Origin of the sequence: Corynebacterium stercoris, from assembly GCF_024160105.1 — a bacterium.
Lineage (GTDB): Bacteria > Actinomycetota > Actinomycetes > Mycobacteriales > Mycobacteriaceae > Corynebacterium > Corynebacterium stercoris.
In genome coordinates, this window is the sequence record NZ_JAMFTQ010000002.1 from 1 (window position 1) to 18,481 (window position 18,481).

Below are 18,481 nucleotides of genomic sequence, written 5' to 3' on the forward strand. Positions count from 1 at the left end.
CGTACCTGCTGCGGCTCTAGACCCTTGCCGTAAAGCTCGACGGCACGCTCACGAACCGCCAACGGGTAATTCATCTGGAACTCCTCACCGATGGCCGAGGGTTCACAGGAAAGCTTCAGTCCCTAAACCCCGCCCCTGCAGACATGCGGTAAACCACTGCAGCCACCAACCACCCAAAAGACCCGCCAGCGGCCAACAACAGCGGCCACCGCGCACACCTAGGAGACCGACCCGAGCGCCCCAGAAAGATTCTGCAGAATCTTTCACACCACCACCCAAAACCCCAGGTCGCTACAATACTCCGCAACCTGCCGGAGACGAGCCACCCACTAACCGCAACCATCTCGGTTCAGGAGGTCACAGCGGGTGTGGGCTTGGAACGCTGCGTCCTTATAATGTTGTGAACTCGTACGAAAGGTCAGTGATGTCAGAGCAGGACAACCGCCCAGAGGATCAGGCTGCAGAAGAGCGCCAGGAACAAAGGACGGAGCGACGCGATCGCCAGGGTGGGGCCCGCGGTGCAGATCGTCAGCGATCTGGCGACCGCCGGGATTACCGGGACCGCCGAGATGACCGTGACTCTGGCGATGACCGGCGCGGCGGGTACCGCGGGAATCGAGATCACCGTGATTCGGGTGGCTACCGTGACCGCCGAGATAGGGGTGAGCGCGGCGAACGCGGCGGCGAAGGTCGTCGGTACAACGATCGGGATGACCGCCGTCGTGACGGTTACCACGAGGACCGCCGTGACCGCAGCGACCAACGTGGCGGTTACCGTGGCGACCGTGACCGCAACGACCGCCGCCGCGAAGATCACCGAGACCACCGCGCCAACCGCGGCGGCCGCCGGGGCAACAACGACAACAACCGCGGCGGCCGTTCCGAGCGCCCGTACGGCGACCGTCGCGACGACAACCGTGTTCGCCACGATCGCTCAAACCCGCGCCGCGAAGGTTTCCGCGAGGACCGCATGGCCCAGCGTCTGTCTGAGCCGGATCTGCACGACGATATCGACATCACGCTGCTTGACCCGTCGGTGCTTCAGGATCTGCGAGTGCTGTCGAAGGACAACGCAGACCGCGTAGCAAAGCACCTCGTGATGGCTGCTGAGCTCCTGGAAGACGACCCGCAGCTGGCGCTGCGACACGCACGAGCGGCAAAGAACCGTGCCGGCCGTGTTGGTGTCGTGCGCGAGACGAACGGTGTCGTCGCCTACCACGCGGGCGAGTGGCGCGAGGCGCTCTCCGAGCTGCGCGCTGCCCGCCGCATGACCGGCGGCCCGGGTCTCCTTGCGGTGATGGCCGATGCTGAGCGAGGTCTCGGTCGCCCGGAGAAGGCGCTGGAAATCGGTCGCGGACCGGAAGCTCGCGAGCTGAACGAGGAAGACCGCATCGAGCTCGCTATCGTGCTGGCGGGTGCCCGCCACGATCTGGGACAGCACGAATCTGCGCTGGCAACCCTGGATCGCCTGAACCCCTCGCTGGACTCTGAGGGGTACAGCCAGGCCCGCCTCTCCTACGCCTACGCAGATGCGCTCCTCGCACTGGATCGCAAGGACGAGGCGCGCACCTGGTTCGAGCACGCTGCGGAGCTGGACGAAGAAGAGATGACGGACGCTCGTGAGCGTCTCGCCGAGCTCGACTAGTGTCGTCGCTATGGCTTTGGTGGACAATCATGATGCCGTGCTCTTCGACCTGGACGGAACCGTCTGGGCGGGCGGCACTGCCCTCCCGCACGCTGTCGACGCGATCGACGCGCTGCAGGTGCCGGCGATGTACATCACAAATAATGCGTCGAGAAGCGCGGAAAGCGTCGCCGAGATGCTGCGCGCAATCGGGCTCGATGCGCGGCCGGAGCACGTACTCACTTCAGCCCACGCGGCGGTGTGGCTGGCGGCGAAGCACCTGGAGCCGGGCGACAACGTGTTCGTGCTCGGCACCCAGTCGTTCCGGGAGCTCGTGACTGACGCCGGTTACCGCATCGTCGATTCCGCCGACGAGGACCCGAAAGTGGTGCTCCATGGGCTCAACCCGGACACCGGTTGGCGTGATCTGTCGGAGGCGGCGCTGGCGATCCAGCGCGGCGCGGCGTATCTCGCGTCCAACCTCGACACAAGCCTGCCGAGTGAGCGCGGTTTCCTCGTGGGCAACGGCTCGATGGTTGCCGCGGTGAGCTCAGCGACGGGCGTCGTGCCGCAGTCGGCAGGCAAGCCGCAGCCCGCGATGTTCCTGCAGGCTGCGCAGTCCGTTGAGGCGCAACGTCCGCTCGCGGTCGGGGACCGCCTCGACACCGACATCGCTGGCGCCGTCGCCGCCGGCGTTCCCGCGCTGCACGTGCTGACCGGTGTCTCTGGTCCGCTGGCGCTGCTGGAGGCGCCGAAGGAGCTGCGTCCGACCTACGTCGCTGAGGACATGCGCGGTCTCGCCGCCGATCCCGAAGAGCTGCGCCCCAACCGCCAGGGCGGCTTCGGCGCCCGCGTGGACGGCAGGGACATCATCCTCAGCCACGGCACGCCGGGCGCGACGAGCATCCAGGCACTGCGCACGGTGCTGGAAGTCGCTTGGCTCATGCCGGAGCCCCCGGAGCTGGTCCGCCCGAACTCGGACGCCGCCGAGGCCGCGACCGACGGCTGGTGGTAGGCCAGGTGAGCGCACCGAAACCGGGGCCCCGCTTTCCGACGATCGACACCGGCGCACTCGTCGCACAATTCGATGCCGTGCTCGCTGAGCCAGCTTCATCGCTCGCGGAGGAGACCGAGCAGCTGACGCGCGCGCACGGGCTGCTCGCCGATGCGTTGCAAGGGAAGGAGCGTTAATGGCCCCAGGACGCAGGCGTCTCGACGCAGAGTTGGTCAGGCGCAAGATCGCCCGTTCACGCGAGCAGGCCCAGGCATGGATTAAGGATGGGCGCGTGGAGGTCGGCGGTTTCGTGGCCACGAAGCCGGCCACCATCGTTGAGCCGGGTGTCTCCATCAAGGTCAGCGCCTCCGAAGAGGACGAGTGGGCGTCACGCGGCGCGCACAAACTGCTCGGCGCGTTGGAGGTGTTTGAGGGGCGGGGACTGAGCGTCGGCAAGCGTCGTGCTTTGGATGCGGGAGCCTCGACGGGTGGGTTCACGGACGTGCTGCTGTCGCGGGGTGCGAGCGAGGTTGTCGCGGTGGACGTGGGCTACGGCCAGCTGGTGTGGCGCCTGCAGAACGATGAGCGTGTGGTGGTGCTAGATCGGACGAACATCCGCAATCTGACGCCGGAGCTCATGGGCGGTACGGCGGATCTGATGGTGGGCGACCTCTCGTTCATTTCCCTGAAGCTGGTGCTGCCCGCGATTGTCGCGTGCATGTCGGAAGGCGCCGATCTGCTGCCGATGGTGAAGCCGCAGTTCGAGGTGGGCAAGGACCGCCTGGGCAGCGGCGGGGTGGTGCGCTCGCCGGAACTGCGTGCGGAGGTGACGGCGGAGGTAGCCGAGTACGCGCAGACGCTCGGTTTGAGCCTGAAGGGGGTGACAGCCTCGCCGCTGCCGGGCCCGAGCGGAAACGTAGAATACTTCTTATGGCTGGTGAAGGACGGCGGTGCGTCCGCGCTTCACCCGGATGAGGTGGCGGAGCTTGTCGCCGCCGCCGTGGAGGAAGGACCGCAGTAACGCCGATGGACGCAACACAGCCCAGGGAGATCCTGCTCGTCCCGCACTTCTACCGCCCGGAAAACATCGCCGCCGCGGCGAAGGCCGCGCGCCTGCTGCAGGATGCCGGCATCCGCGTGCGGCTGCTGGAGCAGAGCACGCCCGGGGTGAAGAGCCCCATCGAGGATGAGCCGGTGCTCGCAGGCCTCGACCGGGTCGGTGCCGGCCCTGAGGCAGCTGCCGGCTGCGAGCTGGTGCTTGTGCTCGGCGGCGACGGCACGTTTTTGCGCGCCGCAAGCTACGCGCGGGCGCAGGATCTGCCGGTGCTGGGCATCAACATGGGCCACGTCGGCTTCCTGGCAGAGGGCGAGGCGGAGAGCTTGGAAAAGTCCGTCGGCCACGTGATCGACAAGAGCTACACGGTGGATGAGCGGATGACGCTGGATGTCGTCGTCCGCGACGCGGACGGTGTGGAGCTCGGCCGCGGGTGGGCGCTCAACGAGTGCAGCGTGGAGAACACCGACCGCACCCAAGTGCTGGATACCACGCTGGAGGTTGATTTCCGCCCGGTGTCCTCCTTCGGTTGCGACGGTGTGCTGATCTCCACGCCGACCGGCTCGACCGCTTATGCGTTCTCCGCCGGCGGCCCGGTCATGTGGCCGAATCTGGAGGCCATCCTGGTGGTGCCGAACAACGCGCACGCGCTGTTTGCGAAGCCGCTGGTGGTGTCCCCGCACTCCACCGTCGCCGTTGAGTTGGAGCCGACGACGGGTGCCGCGATGGCGATGATGGACGGCTTCCGTTCCATCGACATGCCCCCTGGCTCCCGCGTGGAGGTGACCCGCGGCGCGCGCGGCGTGAAGTGGGTGCGCCTGGATAAGCGCCCGTTCACGGACCGCCTGGTGCGCAAGTTCCAGCTGCCGGTCTCCGGCTGGCGCGGTCCACGGTAGGGTTGGCCGCACCATGCTTACTGAGATTGCGATCCGCAACCTCGGCGTGATTCCTTCCGCCTCGGCGGAATTTTCGCCGGGGTTGACTGTGCTCACAGGCGAAACCGGCGCCGGTAAAACCATGGTGGTTACCGGCTTGCGCTTGCTCACGGGCGGGCGTGCCGACGCCTCCCGCGTGCGCAGCGGTTCCTCGGAGGCCGTGGTTGAAGGTGCTTTCGCCATTGACGCCTTGCCTGACGACGCTCGCTTGAAGGTCACCGCCCTGGCCGAAGAAGCCGGCGCAGCGCCCGACGAGAACGGGGAGTACGTGGTCGCACGCTCCGTGAAGGCCACCGGCCGTTCCCGCGCCCACCTTGCCGGCCGCACGGTGCCCGCAGCCACGCTGGGCGAGTTCGCCTCCCACCTTTTGACCATCCACGGCCAGAACGACCAGTTGCGCCTCATATCGCCGGATGAGCAGCTTGCGGCGCTCGATCGCTTCGACCCCGCCATCGCCGCCGTCCTGGAGGAGTACCGCGAGGTCTACGGCCAATGGCGCGCGGCCGCCCGCGAACTCAAGGAGCGCACGACCAAGTCTCAGGAGCTTGCCCAGGAGGCGGACCGGCTGCAGTTCGCCATCGACGAGATTGACGCCGTGGCGCCCGAGGCAGGCGAAGACGAGGAGCTGGTGGCAACCATCAACCGGCTCCAGGACGTGGACGCGCTGCGAGAGGCGGCCACGGCGGCGCTGGCCGCAATCGACGGCGCGGAGGCAGCCGGCGGCTACGCCTCGGGCGACGATCAGGCGGCGTCCGCCCTCGTCGGCCAGGCCTCCGGTGCGCTGGCCAACGCAAGTGACGCGGCGCTGAAGGAGCTTGCTGATCGCCTCGCGGAGGTCTCCTCGGTACTCGGCGATGTCGCGGTAGAGCTCGGCAGCTACCTCGCGGACCTCCCGAGCGACCCGGATGAGCTCGACCGCCTGCTGCAGCGCCAGCAGGAGCTCAAGGCGTTGACCCGCAAGTACGCACCCGACGCGGCCGGCGTGATCGCTTGGCGGCAGAAGGCGGCGAAGCGGCTGAGCAAGATCGATACGTCGGAGGGCGCCGTCGAAAAGCTCACTGCCCGCGTCGCTGAGCTGGAGCGCGAGGTGGCGGCTCGCGCCAAGCACCTCAGCGCTGCCCGGGAGGCGGCGGCCTCGCAGTTGGGCGCGGCGGTGACCGAGGAGCTGCACGGCCTCGCGATGCCGAAGACCCAGCTCACCGTGACAGTTGAGCATGCCCAGTACGGGCCGACGGGCGCTGACGCGGTAGAGATTCGACTTGCCTCGAACGCGGCGATGGAGCCGAAGCCGCTGGCCACGAGTGCGTCTGGCGGCGAGCTCTCGCGCGTCATGCTCGCACTCGAGGTGATTCTCTCGGGCTCCGCGGGCGGCGCGACGCTGGTGTTCGACGAGGTCGATGCCGGCGTCGGTGGCCGCGCCGCGGTGGAGATCGGGCGCCGCCTCGCGCGGCTTGCTACGAACAACCAGGTCATCGTGGTCACGCACCTGCCGCAGGTCGCCGCGTACGCGGATGCGCACCTGCACGTGTCCAAGCATGTGGGAGACGAGGCGGTCAGCTCCGGTGTCGCGCAGCTCGCGGACGAGGAGCGCGTGGAGGAGCTCGCGCGCATGATGGCGGGCCTCGACGATTCGGACACCGGCCGCGCGCACGCAGCGGAGCTGCTGCAGCGCGCCCAGGGCGAGGTTGCGGTGATCCGCGGCTAGTACGTCCCCGCGCGCCTCAACGGTTCGGGGCAGGTCAGGGTGCACAATAGCGGGCATGACTGTCTCCCCACACAACGCTGCAGCGGCGCAGCCTGAGGGCACCAACCAGGTGGTCGAGCAGGCGCCGCAGCCCGTCACCGGCACGTTGCGCGACTGCACCCCGCAGGGCAAGGGACTTTCCCGCATCACCGCGGGCGACATCGCGATCGTCGACGCCCCGGACATGACGCGCCGCCTCGCCGAGCTGCTCATCGCCGCAAAGCCCGCCGCCGTGGTCAACCTTTCCCGCTTCACCACCGGCTCCGTGCCGAACTACGGCCCGCATTTGCTTCTCGACGCCGGTATTCCGCTCTTTGAGGGCGCCGGCAGCGAAATGCGCTCCGCGATCCGCGACGGCAAGAAGATCCGCGTCAGCGGCGGCGGCGAGATCACGGTGGGCAAGAAGGTCGCGGGACACGCTGCGGCTGTGTCTCGCGCAGATGTGGAGACGACGTTCGCCGAGGCGCAGCGCAGCCTGGTGGAAAACATGGAGGCCTACTTCGGCAACACCATCGAGTTCATCCACTCCGAAGCGCCCCTGCTCATCGACGGTGTCGGCGCGCCCGAGGTGGGCGACGCGATGCAGGACCGCAAGGTGCTCATCGTCTCCCCGGCACCGGACACCCGCGAGCGCCTCGACGGGCTGAAGAACTTCATCCGCGAGTTCACGCCGGTGATCATCGGCGTGGGCAAGGCCACCGACACGCTGGCTGCCGCGGGATACGAGCCCGACTTCATCGTGGCCGATCCGACCGACGTCGCCGCCGAGCACCTGCGCGGCGACGCCAAGGTGATCCTGCCTGCGGAGACCGACGGCTACGCGCCCGGCCTCGAGCGCATCCAGGACCTCGGCGTCGGCGCGATGACCTTCCCGGCCGCCACTGAGTCCGCGACGGATCTCGCGGTGCTGCTCGCGGTGTTCCACGACGCGGAGATGATCATCACCGTCGGCACGCCGGTGGAGCTGGACCGCATCTTCGCTGAGGCTGAGGACGCGGAGCCGGCTGCGCTGCTCACGCGGCTGAAGGCCGGCCGCAAGCTCGTGGATTCGACCGTGATCGAGCACCTTTACACCACGAACACCGGCGGCGGAGGCGTGGCGTGGGCCTGGGCAATCCTGGGCCTGCTCGTCGCCGCGGCGACCATCGTGATCATTGTCGGTCTCGGCGGCCCGGGCGCGTTCACGGATAACCTGGTGAACACTTGGGACGCGATCGCTTCCGCCGTCCAGGGCTGGATTTCCTAAGGGGGCACGATGGCAAACGCAGGACAAGCTTCCGGTCTCGTTGCCGCGGGCCTCGGCTGGGGCATCGCACTCGGCGTGGCGCTGGGCACCTTGCTCATCGCTCCGGCACTGCAGGGCTCGCTTGCCGACGCCGGTGTTTCCGCCGCCACTTCCGACACCGACGCGGAGGCTGCGGAGAACACGGCGCAGGACGCGGATGCGCAGAAGAAGATCGATGCGTCGAACATCCTCTTGGCGGACCAGGCGCAGGGCATCGTCGAGGGCGTGCTCGACGGCGTGGCCGTGACGCTGATCCGCACCGCCGCCGCATCTGACGCGGACGCCGCCGGCGTGCGCTGGATGTCCAACGCGGCGGGTGCCTCCAACGCCGGCGGTATCGGCCTGACCGAGAAGTTCTTCGACCGCGACGCCGCCGACGAGCTCTCCAGCATCATCGCCACCACGCTGCCCGCGGGCGCGCAGCTGTCGGTGGAGAACCGCTCGCCGGGCACCCATGCAGGTGAGTCCCTTGCTGCAGTTTTGGCGGCCGATCCCGAGACCGGTGAGGCGGTCGCACCCGCCGGGGACCGAGCCTTCGTCCTGGAGGCGCTGGAGGCAGCCGGGTTCATCGAGGCACGCGGCCCCATCGCGCCCGCAAGTGTGCTCTTCATTGTCACCGGTGAGGAGGCCACGGACGGGTACGAGGCCCAGGCGCTCACCGACCTTGTGGCGGCGCTGGGGGCGAACGCGCGGGTGGTGCTGGCGTCGGGAAGCGAAGGCCCTGAGATCGAAGGCGTGCACACCGTGCCCTTCGTGGGCACCGAGGCGGGGCGTATCGCCGCGATTCTGAAGGCCAGCGAGCTCGTCGGGGCGCAGGAGAACGCCGAGGAAGCGGAGGAGGCTCCGGCGGAGCAGTAGGGTGGTGCCCATGCACCACGAGTTCACCGTTGTCGATTCCGAACTGCTCCACGATGCCCCGATCCTCGCGCTGCGGCGCGACCGGCTCACGATGCCGGGCGGGGGCGAGGCGAACCGCGAGATCGTCGAGCACTTCGGGGCCGTGGCAGTTGTCGCGCTGGATTCGGACGGCCGCGTGGCCATGGTGGAGCAGTACCGCCACTCGGTGCGCCGCCGTCTGCTGGAGCTGCCGGCCGGCATTCTGGACATCCACGAGGAAGATGAGCTGACCACGGCGAAGCGCGAACTCGTCGAGGAGGCTGGGCTTGAGGCCCAGGAGTGGGGTGTGCTGGTGGATCTGGTGACCTCGCCGGGCTTCGCCGAGGAGGCGGTCCGCGTCTTCATCGCGCGCGGGCTTACCGAGGTTGAGCGCCCCGAGGCGGAGCACGAGGAGGCCGACATGGGCTTCTCATGGGTGCCGCTCGATGAGGCGCGTGCGGAGGTGATGCGCGGAGGGATCGTGAACTCCATCGCCGTCGCCGGCATTCTCGCGGCCGGCGAGGTGGAGGCGGGGCGTGCGGCGCCGCGCCCGACCAGTGATTCTTTCGACCTGCGTCCGACTTCGATGCCTGAGCGCCGTGCGGCCGAGGGAATTGTCCCCGACATGAAGCGCCTACCGGCCGTAGGCGCAGGAGAGTAAGCGGTGGATGCTGCGGCACTCGCCGCGAAGTGGCACGACCACTTGGTGGTGGAGCGGGGGTTGAGCGACAACACCGTCTCCAACTACGACCGCGACCTGAACCGTTACGTCACCTGGCTCGAAGCCGCCGGGCTCGCGGACCTCAATCAGGTGACGACGCAGCACCTGGAGGCGTACGTTGCGGATCTGCGGCGCGGGGTGGGCGGCGCTGCGCCGCTTGCGGCGTCGTCGGCGGCGCGGGCACTGGTGGTGGCGCGCGGGCTGCACAAGTTCGGGGTCGCAGAGGGCGTGCTGCCGGCGGACGTGGCGGCTGAGGTGTCCCCGCCGTCGTCAGGCGAGAAGCTCCCCGACACGCTGAGCATCACCGAGGTCGCGGCGCTTCTCGACGCCTGTTCCGAGGACAGCCCGGTGGGTTTACGCGACAAGGCGCTGTTGGAGACGCTGTACGCCACCGGGGCCCGCGTGAGCGAGGTGCTGGCGCTGGTGGTCGACGACGTGGCGGGCAACGAGGGGATCCTCGCGGTGACCGGCAAGGGCAACAAGCAGCGGCTGGTGCCGCTCGGTTCGCACGCGCATAAGGCGATCGACGCGTACCTCGTGCGGTCGCGCCCCGTACTGTCCCGGGGCAAGTCTCACGCCTTGTTTCTGAACGCGCGCGGAGGTGCGCTGTCGCGCCAGAGCGCGTGGACCGTGATTAAGCAAGCTGCCGAGCGCGCGGGGTTGGAGAAGGACATCTCCCCGCACACGCTGCGCCATTCGTTTGCAACGCACCTGCTGGAAGGCGGTGCGGACGTGCGCACCGTGCAGGAATTGCTGGGCCACGCCTCGGTGACCACGACGCAGATTTACACCCACGTGACCGCAGACAGCTTGCGCGAGGTGTGGGCAAGTGCCCATCCCCGCGCATGATGGCGCTTGGAACCCTGACGCGGAAAATTGCACCGTTGTAAGATGAGAGCGTCAAGTGTGTCGGCATGATTGTCGCGCACGAAGCAACAGGAAGGATGGGCGATGGCGGACAAACCGGCGAGCAACGCGTTGTTCGACGCTGAGGAGCAGAAAACGTTCCTCACCGGGCGGCCCCACCGCGAGTTCGCGGCCGCGAAGCCGCTCGACCGCCACGGCCCGGCCACCATCATCTCGATGGTGAACCAGAAGGGCGGCGTGGGTAAGACCACCTCGACCATCAACCTCGGGGCCTCGCTGGTGGAGCAGGGCCGCAGGGTGCTCCTGGTGGACCTGGACCCGCAGGGTGCGCTGTCCGCCGGCCTCGGCATTCCGCACGATGAGGACCAGGTCACGGTCTACGACCTGCTCTTCGACAACACCGCCAGCATCCACGCCGCAATCAAGCACTCCAACGTTCCCGGCCTGGACTTGGTGCCGGCGAACATCGATCTCTCGGCCGCCGAGATTCAGCTGGTCAACGAGGTGGGCCGCGAGCACACGCTGGCCCGGGCGCTGCGCCCGGTGCGCGGGGAGTACGACTACATCTTCATCGACTGCGGCCCGTCCCTCGGCCTGCTCACCGTCAACGCGCTCGCCGCATCCCATGGCGTGATCATCCCGATGGAGGGCGAGTACTACTCGCTGCGCGGCCTGGCGCTGCTCACCGACACCGTGGAGAAGGTGCGCGACCGCATTAACTTCGACCTGGACATCGTGGGCATTCTGGTGACCATGTTCGACCGCCGCACCACCCACGCCCGTGAGGTCATGGAGCGCGTGGTAGAGGTGTTCGGGGACCGCGTGTTCGACACGGTCATTACCCGCACCGTGCGTTTCCCGGAGACCTCGGTGGCAGGTGAGCCGATCACCACGTGGGCCCCGCATTCCCAGGGCGCCGAGCAGTACCGCAGCCTCGCGCTCGAGGTGATGGAACGAACCGAGCGGTGAGGTACGAGCAGCCGGAAATCACCGGCTTCACCCTCGTCCTGAACAACTTCGAGGGGCCCTTCGACCTGCTGCTGAACCTCATCAACTCGAAGAAGCTCGACGTCACCGAGGTCGCACTCGCGGAGGTCACGGACGAATTCATCGCCTACACCCGCGCACTCGGGGAGACCGCCGCGCTGGACGAGGTCACCGAGTTCCTGCTCATCGCCGCCACACTCCTGGACCTCAAGGCAGCCCGTCTCCTGCCGCGCGGGGAGGGCGGGGAGATCGAGGACCTCGAGCTGCTCGAATCCCGCGATCTGCTCTTCGCCCGCCTGCTGCAGTATCGCGCCTACCAGCGGGTTGCGGACGAGTTTTCCCGCTGGCAGCTCGGGGCGCGCCGCCGCTACCCGCGCGCCGTGTCGATGGAACCGCAGTTCGTGGAGCTCTTGCCGCCCGTGGCACTCGGCCACACGCCGGCGAGTTTCGCCGAGCTGGCCGCGAGCGTCTTCCGCCCCAAGCCGCCGGAGGAGGTGCGCACCGACCACGTCCACGACGTGCACGTATCGGTCCCCGAACAGGCTGGCCGCATCCTCGACCAGCTCACCCGCGCCGGCGAGGGCAACTGGCTGAGCTTCGCGGCGCTCACCCGCGACTGCGCCCGTTCCATGGAGGTGGTGGGACGCTTCCTCGCGCTCTTGGAGCTGTACAAGGCGCAGGCGGTGGACACGCAGCAGCCGGAGGCGTTGGGCCAGCTCGACGTGGCGTGGACCGGCGCACGCGTCGACCCGGCCGTGGTGGCTGCCGGCAACTGGGAGTAAGGGGCTTAGGCTTGACGACGATGGACAGACTGCGCTCACAAATCGAATCGATCCTGCTCGTCGTGGACACGCCGGTATCTCCCGAGGCGATCGCTGGTGCCCTCGGGGCGGAGAGAACGGACGTCGACAAGCACCTGCGCGGATGGGCGCGGGAGCTGGACGCGGCGGGCAGCGGCATCGACCTGCGGGAGACCGCCGAGGGGTGGCGGCTGTACACGCGGCCCGAGAACGCCGAGGCCGTGGAAGCGTTCGTGCTCGACGGGGCGCAGGCGAAGCTGAGCCGTGCGGCGATGGAGACGCTGGCTGTGGTGGCGTACCGCCAGCCGGTCACGCGCGCCCAGGTCGCGGGTGTGCGCGGCGTGAACGTGGACGGAGTGATGCGCACGCTGACGCTGCGCGGACTCATCGCCGAGGTGGACCCGGATGAATCGACGGGTGCGCACCGATATGTGACCACGGAGCTGTTTCTGGAGCTGCTCGGCATCGATTCGCTGGCGCGGCTACCGGACTTGGCGCCGCTACTGCCGGACGTCGACTCCATTGAGGATGCCTGGTAATACGTTTCGTGCTGGTAGCATGGGGCGGACAACTTCAGACCCGAGGCAAAGGATGATTTGCATGACTCCACCCGCTCGCCGCGACGGCATACCGGAAAGAGAGAAGGACGAGACGTTCTACATCTCCTACGCGAAGCCGGCGAAGAAGCAGCACGTTGAACCCCACCCGCTTGCGGATAATTGGTGGGATGACGACGACGTGAAAGAACGCAAGCAGAACACCGATGGCGTGCGCCTGCAAAAGGTGCTTGCCCAGGCTGGCGTGGCATCGCGCCGCCACGCCGAGGTGATGATCGACCAGGGCCGTGTGTCCGTGAACGGGGAGAAGGTGACCATGCAGGGCACCCGGGTGAACCCGGACGTGGACGTGATCCGCGTGGACGGCACCCGCATCAACGTGAACGAGAAGCTCGAGTACTTCGCGTTCAACAAGCCGCGCGGCGTGCACAGCACGATGAACGACGAGATGGACCGCACCTCCGTCGGCTCCTATCTGGCGGAGCGCACCGCGAGCGGCCAGCGCCTCTTCCACGTCGGCCGCCTCGACGCGGACACCGAGGGCCTGCTCTTGCTCACCAACGACGGCGAGCTGGCGAACCGCCTCATGCACCCGAAGTACGGGGTGTCCAAGACCTACCTGGCCACCGTTCTCGGCGAGGCGAAGCCGGAGCTGGTGAAGCAGCTGAAGAAGGGCATCGAGCTTGACGACGGCATCGCGAAGGCCGATTACGCGCAGATCGTCGACGTGCACAACGGCCAGTCGCTGATCCGCGTGGAGCTGCACGAGGGCCGCAAGCACATCGTGCGCCGGATGCTCAAGGCCGCCGGCTACCCGGTGCAGCGCCTGGTGCGCACCAAGGTGCACACGGTGCAGCTCGGCGACATGAAGCCGGGCTCCATGCGCGCCCTGAATTCCGCCGAGCTCGCGTCGCTGTACAAGGCGGTGGAGATGTAATGGGTGCTACACCGGACCTTGCAACCATGACGAATACGGCCGACGGTGGCCTGATCCTGGCCGTCGACGGCCCATCCGGCACCGGCAAGTCCACGACCTGCCGCGCGCTGGCGAAGCGCCTGGACGCAAAGTACATCGACACGGGAGCGATGTACCGCGTGGCCACCTTGGCAGTGCTGCGCGCGGACGTCGACCCGGCCGATACGGAAGCCGTGATCGAGGCGACCGCGGCGCTGCCGCTCACCGTCTCGGATGATCCGGACTCCACCGAGGTGCTGCTCGCGGGAGAGGATGTCTCGGGCGAGATCCGCGGTGCCGAGGTAACCCGCAACGTCTCTGCCGTGTCCGCGATCCCGGAGGTACGCGAGAACCTGGTTGCGCTGCAGCGCAACCTGGCGCGCGAGGCCCACCGTGCAATCGTGGAGGGCCGCGACATCGGCACCGTTGTCTTGGCCGACGCGCCTGCCAAGGCCTACATGACCGCCTCCGCGGACGTGCGCGCGAAACGCCGCTACGACCAGGACATTGCCGCGGGCCGCGAGGCGGATTACGCGACCGTGCTCGCCGACGTGCAGCGCCGCGACCAGCTCGATTCCTCCCGCGCAACCAGCCCGCTGAAGCCGGCGGACGACGCCACCATCATCGACACCTCCGACATGTCCCGCGAGGACGTGCTGGAGGCCCTCATCCAGGTCATCGAAAGGAGCGCACGATGAGCACCGAGCGTAACGACGATCAGTTCAACCCCGACGAACTGCCGGAGACCGAGTTCTTCCAGCCCGGCATCGACGCCTCCGGTCTGGACGAAGTCGAAATTCAGTACGTCGGCGCCGACGATGTGGAGTACTACGAGCTCGACGGCGACGACGAGTTTGAGTTCGACGATTCCGAGTTCGGCGAGGCCGATTACGGCGAGAGCGACCTCGACGACGAGGGCGAGTTCGACGAAGACGCGGACTGGGAGGAACTCGAACGCGTCTACGGCATCACCCGCCCGAACGTGGTCGAGGAGGCACTGCCGACCGTCTCCATCGTGGGCCGCCCGAACGTGGGCAAGTCGACGCTGGTGAACCGTTTCATCGGCCGCCGCGAGGCAGTGGTGGAGGACCACCCCGGTGTTACGCGCGACCGCGTGAGCTACCTCTCCGACTGGGGCGGGCGCCGCTTCTGGGTGCAGGACACCGGCGGCTGGGACCCGGACGCGAAGGGCATCCACGCCGCTATTGCGCGCCAGTCCGAGGCAGCCATGGAGACCTCCGACGTGATTGTCATGGTGGTGGATTCCCACACCGGCATCACGGAGACCGATGCCGTGATGGCCCGCAACCTGCAGCGCTCCGACGTGCCGGTGATCCTCGTGGCCAACAAATTCGAGTCCGATTCGCAGTGGGGCGACGTGGCGTCCTTCTACGGCCTCGGCTTGGGCGACCCATGGCCGGTGTCTGCGCTGCACGGCCGCGGCGGCGCCGACGTGCTCGATGAGATCCTGCGCCTCTTCCCGGAGGTCCCGCGCGCGGCGAACTCCGTGACTGAAGGCCCGCGCCGTGTGGCGCTGGTGGGTCGACCGAACGTCGGCAAGTCCAGCCTTTTGAACAAGCTCTCCAAGTCCGACCGCTCTGTGGTGGACAACGTCGCCGGCACCACCGTCGACCCGGTGGATGAGCTGATCCAGCTCGACGACCAGCTGTGGAAGTTCATCGACACCGCGGGGCTGCGCAAGAAAGTCAAGAACGCGCAGGGCCACGAGTACTACGCGTCCCTGCGCACCCGCGGCACCATTGATGCCGCCGAGGTCTGCGTCTGCGTCATCGACGCGTCCCAGGAGATCTCGGAGCAGGACCAGCGCGTGATCTCCATGGTGCTCGAGGCCGGCAAGGCGATGGTGATCCTCTTCAACAAGTGGGACTTGATGGATGAGGACCGCCGCTACTACTTCGACCGCGAATTCGAGCAGACCATCGGCCACCTGGGCTGGGTGACCAAGATCAACGTCTCGGCCGAAACCGGCCGCGGTCTGCACCGCCTCGAGCCCGCCATGCAGCAGGCGCTGGAGAGCTGGGACAAGCGAGTCTCCACCGGCCAGCTCAACAACTGGCTGCGTGACGCGGTGGCCGCGAACCCGCCGCCGATGAAGAACAACCGCCTGCCGAAGATCCTCTTCGCCACGATGGTGTCCACCCGCCCGCCGACAATCGTGCTGTTCACCACCGGCTTCCTGGACGCCGGCTACCGCCGCTACCTGGAGCGCAAGTTCCGCGAGCAGTTCGGCTTCGACGGCTCGCCGATCCGCATCGCGGTGCGTGTGCGCGAGCGTAACCCGAGGAGGAAGTAGCCGATGGATCCCGCCTGCAAGGTCCACGTCCCCGACAACGCCGACGGTTCGCTGCCGATCCTCATCGCCCTGCACGGCAAGGGTGACAACGGTGTCGATTTTCTTGAGGGCACCGGCCTGAGTGCCGCTCGCGCCATCGTTGCCGCCCCGACCGGTCGCGCGCTGGCCTGGGCACCCGCGCCGTACGCGAGCACGACGCTCGATGAGGACGCCTCGCGTATCGACGCCATCATCGACGACCTCGTCGCCGAGTACGGCGCAGACCCGGAGCGCGTGTACCTCGCCGGGTTTTCCAACGGCGGTGGCCTGGCCGTCGCGCTGTCCGTAGTGCGCGACCGCTTCGCCGGCATCGCCACCTGCTCTGCAGCGGTCCGCGAGACGCCGAACGAGATCGCCGCGGCGACACCGGTGGATTACCTGAACATCCACGGCACCTACGACGATGTGGTGCCCTACAACGGCGACCTGCGAAGCCCCTACTCAGGTGCGGAGGACGACGTGATTCAGGCCGCGCCCGCCGTCGTCGAGGCATTTACGCGACGCAACGCAGGCGCCGCCCGCACCGAGCACCGCCGCGTGGAGGGGATGGGCCACGAATGGCCGACCGGCCAGTGGGCCTCCCACCGCGGCATCGACGTCACCCGCGAGGTCCTGGACTTCTTCAGGCTCTAACCGCGCTAGGCGCGCAGGTCTCAGGCGCGGCGGTACAGGAAGGCGTCGGTGCGGTAGGGCAGCGGCAGGAGCTGCGCCTCCGCAAACCCGAGCCGCTCGAACAGGTACCAGGCAAGGTTCGCCTCAACCTTCGCCCGCGTCGCCTCATTGGCGCGCAGCCAGTACGAGCGCGTGCGCGCGAGCGCGAAAAGGTCGTCGGTGGTCACGGGCTGGATCCACTTCGTGCGCAGCTCGCGCTCCAGCACCCATTGCGTGCCGACGCTCGGATAAAACCCCTCCCTGTGCACATCGCCCGAGTGGCTGATGCGGGACAGGCGCAGCACCCAGGGGTGGGATACATCGAGGGTGTTCCAACTCAACAGGAGCGACCCGCCGGGCGCGGCCACCCGAGCGGCCTCTCTGCTGGCGGTTTCCACGTCGACCCAGTGCCAGGTTTGGGCGCAGGTGATGGCGTCGATTGAGGCGTCGGCAAGCGGGAGTGCTTCGGCGGCCCCGCGCAGGACACCGACCTGGGGCAAACGCGAGGCCAGCACCCGGCACATGTCGGCAGAAGGGTCGAGGGCGACGAGCTGGCGGTCGGGCGCGAAGAGCGTTTCGGTGAGCTTGCCCGTGCCCGCGCCGATGTCCAAGACCCGGGCGGCGCCGGCGATCATGGCGGCGACTTGGGCCGGGTAGGTGGGGCGGACGTCGTCGTAAAGCGAGGCTCCCTGCTGGAACGCGCCGGCGGTGTGGGCGCGGGACGCGTCGTCGCGGAAACCTGGGCCCTGCTTCCTGCTGGGGTGGATCATGCGCGAGTCAGCTCGCGGGGTTGGAAGCGCTCGGGCACCCCGGCTTTGCCGTACGCGAGGCGGCGGTGGACTGTCTCGAAGGGGCCGGGGATGCCGCGGCGCTCCATCGCCCAGGCTGCGAGCAGGGTGAAGAGCCACACGGCGGTGGCGAAGAGCATTTGGGCGGGAATACCCCAGTCGTGGCCGATGCCGAGCATGAACAGCGGCGTGATGGTGAAGAAGAACACCGTCTGCGCGAGGTAGCCGCTCAAGGAGCGCTTACCCAGTGCGTTGAACGCAGCGAGCCAGCCGGGAATCGGGGTGCCCGGCGCGGCGGCGAGACGACGCTGAACCGGGCGCATCGCGAGGATCACCGCGGCGAGGATGCCGGGGCCAGCGAGGCGGCCGAAGGCTTGGTTGTAGAGGAAGAGGCCGACCTCCAGCTCGCGCGGCAGCACGCCGATCGCGGCCAGGCCCCACGGCAGGCCGATCAGCAGGATGACGGCGACGGCAACCCATACCCACACCCAGAGTTTGCGGGCGTGCATATCCACGTTGCCCATGAGGTCGCTGCGGCCCCACACAAAGCCGATCAGCACCATCGGGAGTATCGACGGCACGAGGAACGGTTGGCTCTGCAGCGTCTTCAGCGAGTGTTCGAGCTGGCCCGCGTAGGTGTCCGGGGTGGCGGGGAGCATCAGAGAGTAATCGAAACCGATTGCGTCTGGCCCCATGGTGAGCAGCACAGTGCCGCCGAGGGCTGTCCAGCCGGACCAGCAAAAGAGCACGATTCCGGCGATCCAGAGGATCACCTTGTCGCTGAACCCGATCAGCAACGCGGTGAGTATGCCGCAGACGCCGTATGGCGTGAGGATGTCTCCAGGGAAGAACAGCAGGTGGATCAGGCCGAACAGGAGCAGGAATCCGTAGCGGCGCACCAGCGCTCGGCGCGCGGCCTTCGTCGTGTAGCCGCGGCGGATGAGGCTCGCGGCGACCATGCCGATGCCCACGCCCAGCAGCGTCGAGAACATCGGCAGGCCGCGCACGTGCACGAACATGGCCTGAAACACGATGAGGATCTTGGTGAACAGGTCGGGATTCTCAGACGCGCCGCCGAAGAACTGCGCCATCGGCGCGTCGGCGTGGACCAGCCAGTTCGTCGGCAAGTTCGCGAGCGCAATGCCCAGCAACGCCATGCCGCGCGCCACGTCGGGCGCGATATAACGCACCTTCGCGACGGTGCGGGTCGGGGTGCGCTGAGCTGATGAATCCTTCACGCCTCCATTGTCGCGCATCGCCAACCCCCGCGTGGACTACTCTGGTTCACCG

The 18,481-nt window shown here is 67.9% G+C and carries 19 protein-coding genes; 17 read left to right on the plus strand and 2 right to left on the minus strand.

Translation table 11 applies throughout. The features are described from left to right. Positions 1-424: 424 nt before the first annotated feature. From M5J20_RS02125 to M5J20_RS02205, 17 genes are all read left to right on the plus strand, one after another. Positions 425-1,645, plus strand: a complete 1,221-nt coding sequence (locus tag M5J20_RS02125) for a hypothetical protein (protein WP_253575900.1) — start codon at positions 425-427, stop codon at positions 1,643-1,645. A gap of 10 nt (positions 1,646-1,655) precedes the next feature. Further along, positions 1,656-2,639: an HAD-IIA family hydrolase gene (locus M5J20_RS02130; protein WP_253575902.1), complete on the plus strand. Its 984-nt coding sequence runs from the start codon at positions 1,656-1,658 to the stop codon at positions 2,637-2,639. A gap of 5 nt (positions 2,640-2,644) precedes the next feature. Beyond that, positions 2,645-2,815, plus strand: a complete 171-nt coding sequence (locus M5J20_RS02135; RefSeq protein WP_253575904.1) for a hypothetical protein — start codon at positions 2,645-2,647, stop codon at positions 2,813-2,815. Continuing rightward, complete coding sequence (locus M5J20_RS02140) at positions 2,815-3,639, plus strand: TlyA family RNA methyltransferase (protein ID WP_253575906.1); 825 nt, start codon at positions 2,815-2,817, stop codon at positions 3,637-3,639. Before M5J20_RS02135 ends, M5J20_RS02140 begins: the two co-directional genes overlap by 1 nt. Positions 3,640-3,644: 5 nt before the next feature. Further along, complete coding sequence (locus tag M5J20_RS02145; RefSeq protein WP_253575908.1) at positions 3,645-4,568, plus strand: NAD kinase; 924 nt, start codon at positions 3,645-3,647, stop codon at positions 4,566-4,568. A 13-nt stretch (positions 4,569-4,581) separates the two neighbouring features. Further along, positions 4,582-6,312: a DNA repair protein RecN gene (recN, locus tag M5J20_RS02150; protein WP_253575910.1), complete on the plus strand. Its 1,731-nt coding sequence runs from the start codon at positions 4,582-4,584 to the stop codon at positions 6,310-6,312. A 55-nt stretch (positions 6,313-6,367) separates the two neighbouring features. Then, positions 6,368-7,597, plus strand: a complete 1,230-nt coding sequence (gene steA / locus M5J20_RS02155) for a putative cytokinetic ring protein SteA (RefSeq protein WP_253575913.1) — start codon at positions 6,368-6,370, stop codon at positions 7,595-7,597. 9 nt (positions 7,598-7,606) lie between these two features. Continuing rightward, positions 7,607-8,494, plus strand: a complete 888-nt coding sequence (locus tag M5J20_RS02160; protein ID WP_253575915.1) for a copper transporter — start codon at positions 7,607-7,609, stop codon at positions 8,492-8,494. A 10-nt stretch (positions 8,495-8,504) separates the two neighbouring features. Next, positions 8,505-9,173 carry an NUDIX domain-containing protein gene (locus tag M5J20_RS02165; RefSeq protein WP_253575917.1) on the plus strand — a complete coding sequence of 223 codons (669 nt, stop codon included), beginning with the start codon at positions 8,505-8,507 and terminating at the stop codon, positions 9,171-9,173. A gap of 3 nt (positions 9,174-9,176) precedes the next feature. After that, the gene (gene xerD, locus M5J20_RS02170) at positions 9,177-10,082 is read left to right on the plus strand and encodes a site-specific tyrosine recombinase XerD (protein ID WP_253575919.1); all 906 of its coding nucleotides are present in this window, start codon (positions 9,177-9,179) and stop codon (positions 10,080-10,082) included. Positions 10,083-10,184: 102 nt separating this feature from the next. Beyond that, on the plus strand, positions 10,185-11,069 hold the full coding sequence (locus M5J20_RS02175; protein ID WP_253575921.1) for a ParA family protein: 885 nt from the start codon (positions 10,185-10,187) through the stop codon (positions 11,067-11,069). Beyond that, positions 11,066-11,869: a segregation and condensation protein A gene (locus M5J20_RS02180; protein ID WP_253575923.1), complete on the plus strand. Its 804-nt coding sequence runs from the start codon at positions 11,066-11,068 to the stop codon at positions 11,867-11,869. The genes M5J20_RS02175 and M5J20_RS02180 overlap by 4 nt, the downstream gene beginning before the upstream one ends. A 20-nt stretch (positions 11,870-11,889) precedes the next feature. Further along, positions 11,890-12,426 (plus strand): SMC-Scp complex subunit ScpB, encoded by a 537-nt coding sequence (gene scpB / locus M5J20_RS02185; RefSeq protein ID WP_253575926.1) that lies wholly within the window; start codon positions 11,890-11,892, stop codon positions 12,424-12,426. A gap of 61 nt (positions 12,427-12,487) precedes the next feature. After that, complete coding sequence (locus M5J20_RS02190; RefSeq protein WP_253575928.1) at positions 12,488-13,381, plus strand: pseudouridine synthase; 894 nt, start codon at positions 12,488-12,490, stop codon at positions 13,379-13,381. Then, on the plus strand, positions 13,381-14,097 hold the full coding sequence (gene cmk / locus M5J20_RS02195) for a (d)CMP kinase (RefSeq protein ID WP_253575930.1): 717 nt from the start codon (positions 13,381-13,383) through the stop codon (positions 14,095-14,097). The genes M5J20_RS02190 and cmk overlap by 1 nt, the downstream gene beginning before the upstream one ends. Continuing rightward, on the plus strand, positions 14,094-15,713 hold the full coding sequence (gene der / locus M5J20_RS02200; RefSeq protein WP_253575932.1) for a ribosome biogenesis GTPase Der: 1,620 nt from the start codon (positions 14,094-14,096) through the stop codon (positions 15,711-15,713). Before cmk ends, der begins: the two co-directional genes overlap by 4 nt. Positions 15,714-15,716: 3 nt before the next feature. Continuing rightward, on the plus strand, positions 15,717-16,385 hold the full coding sequence (locus M5J20_RS02205) for a CE1 family esterase (protein WP_253575934.1): 669 nt from the start codon (positions 15,717-15,719) through the stop codon (positions 16,383-16,385). Between the two features lie 20 nt (positions 16,386-16,405). On the opposite strand, the gene M5J20_RS02210 is transcribed toward M5J20_RS02205, so the two are convergent. Both M5J20_RS02210 and M5J20_RS11455 read right to left on the minus strand, forming a co-directional pair. Then, positions 16,406-17,173, minus strand: coding sequence for a class I SAM-dependent methyltransferase (locus M5J20_RS02210; RefSeq protein ID WP_253575936.1), 768 nt, complete (start codon positions 17,171-17,173; stop codon positions 16,406-16,408). Next, positions 17,170-18,429: a DUF418 domain-containing protein gene (locus M5J20_RS11455; RefSeq protein ID WP_253575938.1), complete on the minus strand. Its 1,260-nt coding sequence runs from the start codon at positions 18,427-18,429 to the stop codon at positions 17,170-17,172. The genes M5J20_RS02210 and M5J20_RS11455 overlap by 4 nt, the downstream gene beginning before the upstream one ends. Positions 18,430-18,481: the final 52 nt, after the last annotated feature.